The following is a 2,930-nucleotide window of genomic DNA, read 5'->3' as shown; positions in this document are numbered from 1 at the left end:
AACGTTTTTCGTTATCAATGACTTTTCCAGATTATTTGGCACAGTTGTTTTCAATGTGAGAGCTGTTATTTTTAAAAACACGCTTCCTATTTTGAGATTGGGAGAGAGAGTCATGCGTTTGTCGTGCCTATTTCGAGTTATTATTGAAAAATTGCGAAAATTACGCTAAAATAGCAGTATGGAAATTAACGGTTACACGAAACTCGCAGCGGTGGTGGCGAACCCGATTAAGCACTCGCTGTCACCTTTTATACATAATTTGGCTTTTGAACATGTCGGTGAAAATGGTGTTTACCTTGCTTTTGAAACACCAGAAACTGATTTAGGCTCAGTCATTGAGAGCATCAAGACACTTGACATGTACGGTGTCAATTTATCTATGCCCTATAAAGAAACAGCCATTCAATATATGGATGAGCTGTCAGAAGTGGCTAAGCTAACGGGAGCTATTAACACCATCGTCAATCGAGATGGCAAGCTTTTTGGTACGTCAACTGATGGTGCTGGTTTTTTTAAGTCTCTGAAAAATTATGAAGTCAAAGATAGTGACATTACCATCATTGGTGCAGGTGGTGCAGCCCGTTCAATTATTGCGGAAGCTACTGTACAAGGTGCGCGCCAAATCACCGTTTATAATCGAACTTACAAGCCCGAACTTTTCGCTAATTATCCCGGAAACATTGTGTTCAAACCTTTGTCAGATTTGCTAGAGCTGACCGGTGATTTGCTAGTCAATACAACTAGCCTTGGCATGGATGGTGTTGGTTTACCGATTACCTCTGATTTGAAGTTTCCTCGGGAAATGCTAGTGGCTGACATCATTTACCAGCCGATTGAGACGCCTTTATTGATAGTTGCCAAAGCTCAAGGGAATCAGACGGTCAATGGCTTAGGGATGCTCCTTTATCAAGCGGCAGAAAGTTTTAAACTTTGGACAGGTCAGGAGATGCCGACGGCTATGATTCTGAAAAAATTGGCAAAAAAAATATATGGTTAAGTCAAAAGTCACAACAATCCCCGTCAACTCTCCAGAAAATCAAGTACCGAGCAAGGTATTAAGATTTTCATTTTGCACCACCGGTGAAAGCGTGTAATCCGCGCCATTCCCTCTATCTGAAAGTTGAAGCTGAAAGGAAACGCTATCTATGAAAACATTACATGTAAATTTACCCGACCATCCCTATGATTTAATCGTTGAACGTGGGAGCCTATCAAAGTCAGGGAATTGGGCAGGGAAACTCTGGCAGCCACAGAAAGTGGTCATCATCACAGATAACCATGTCGGAGATTTGTATGCTGAAACGGTCAAATTATCTTTTGAAGCAGCAGGTTTTGAGGTAGCAGTTTTTGCTTTCTTAGAAGGTGAAGTGTCTAAAAACTTGACGACAGTTGATAAAGCTTATCAGTTTTTAGCGGACTTTGGGCTGACACGCTCTGATGGCGTTGTGGCGCTAGGTGGCGGAGTTGTTGGCGATTTGGCAGGCTTTGTGGCATCGACTTATATGCGTGGCATTCATTTCTTGCAAATTCCGACTAGTTTGACGGCGCAAGTGGACTCGTCAGTTGGTGGGAAAACGGGGGTAAATACCGCCTATGCCAAAAATATGGTCGGGACTTTCACGCAGCCTGACGGTGTTTTGATTGATCCGAATTGTTTAGTGACGCTTGGCAAACGCGAGCTCTACGAAGGTATGGGCGAAGTCATCAAATGTGGTTTGATTGCGGATGAGAAACTCTGGGACATTTTACAAGACATGACGGGTGAGGTTGATAATCTTTTAGATAATGCTGAAAGCTTAATCTATCATTCTTGTGATGTCAAAAGAAAAGTTGTCGTAGAAGATAAATTAGATAACGGCACGCGGCTCTACCTCAATTTTGGGCATACCATTGGTCACGCCGTTGAAGCAACCGCCGGTTATGGCAAGGTCATGCACGGCGAAGGCGTTGCTATTGGCATGATTCAAATCACTAAAATTGCTGAAAAAAAAGGCTTAGTAGAGGTCGGCTTGACTGAGAAAATCCGTGACATGGTTGTGAAATTCCATTTGCCAACAAACTTTGAAGATTGGGATGTCATGCGTTTGGCTAAAGCCATTACCCTAGATAAAAAAGCACGTGGGACAAAGATTAAGACAGTCTTAGTGCCAAAAGTTGGAGAAGCTTTTATTAATGAAATTGCCATGGTTGATGTGCCTGAGTGGTTAGGATGAGGGAAATAGAAACGAGGAAGTTTTATATGGGTTTTCCAGTCTTTCTTCTTAGCTTGACTGGAGAGTCGGATGAGCTGTTAGTGACAACTTTATCTAGTTCATATAGCTTAGGAGATAAACTGGTCATTGGTATGAGCAAAGCGGGAAACACTGCCAAGCAAATTAAAGTAGGGACAAGACTTGCGGTCAATTTTTTAGCAGATAAAGAACAACTGATTTCGGATATTGCAGGCTTTGTCAATTCGCATCAGCGGGAAGAACTTTTAGCCAAAAATGGAGCTAATTTTAGTGTGTTTAATGGCGTTACCTACTTGGAAGAAGCCTTGATTTCAATTATCGCTAAAGTGATTCAGATTGTAACTGACGAACACTATTTACACGTTTTTCTAACGATAGAGTCAAGATTAATCGCTTCAGATGACATAGACTTTCAAACCTTTCACCCCCTTCTATATGTGGGGGATGACAAAATCAGATACTATAAAAAAACGACAAACAATATTGCAAAATCTGGTAGCATGTTGTAAGTCACGTTCGTTTCATAAACTTTTTATTACGTCAGCCAATATCTTCTCATTCACCAAGCATTGCAATAGATTCTGCTTGACACTACCCCTTTTATTTACTTGTTTCAAATAAGTTCGATGAGCTAAAATAGCGAGTTTTCTAAACACATTCAAAACTTTTTGCGCATTCTCTGAGATGACCTGACACTCA

3 protein-coding genes are annotated in these 2,930 nt (G+C 41.2%); all 3 read left to right on the top strand.

The window, feature by feature from the left end:
- Window positions 1-178: 178 nt before the first annotated feature.
- The 3 genes from aroE to ACYQ21_RS15145 all read left to right on the top strand — a co-directional run bounded on the left by aroE (window position 179) and on the right by ACYQ21_RS15145 (window position 2,740).
- Window positions 179-997 carry a shikimate dehydrogenase gene (gene aroE, locus ACYQ21_RS15155; protein WP_460059483.1) on the top strand — a complete coding sequence of 273 codons (819 nt, stop codon included), beginning with the start codon at window positions 179-181 and terminating at the stop codon, window positions 995-997.
- A gap of 148 nt (window positions 998-1,145) precedes the next feature.
- On the top strand, window positions 1,146-2,213 hold the full coding sequence (gene aroB, locus ACYQ21_RS15150; protein WP_460059482.1) for a 3-dehydroquinate synthase: 1,068 nt from the start codon (window positions 1,146-1,148) through the stop codon (window positions 2,211-2,213).
- A 26-nt stretch (window positions 2,214-2,239) separates the two neighbouring features.
- Window positions 2,240-2,740, top strand: a complete 501-nt coding sequence (locus ACYQ21_RS15145; protein ID WP_460059480.1) for a flavin reductase — start codon at window positions 2,240-2,242, stop codon at window positions 2,738-2,740.
- Window positions 2,741-2,930: the final 190 nt, after the last annotated feature.

Source organism: Pseudolactococcus yaeyamensis, from assembly GCF_054658615.1.
Note: the sequence above shows the minus strand (reverse complement) of the source record. Positions and strands in the feature narration are given on the sequence as shown.

What these genes read in the sequence shown, in the direction of transcription:
- ACYQ21_RS15145 (WP_460059480.1), top strand. Translation starts at nt 2,240, where the DNA reads ATGGGTTTTCCAGTCTTTCTTCTTAGCTTGACTGGAGAGTCGGATGAG.
- aroB (WP_460059482.1), top strand. Translation starts at nt 1,146, where the DNA reads ATGAAAACATTACATGTAAATTTACCCGACCATCCCTATGATTTAATC.
- aroE (WP_460059483.1), top strand. Translation starts at nt 179, where the DNA reads ATGGAAATTAACGGTTACACGAAACTCGCAGCGGTGGTGGCGAACCCG.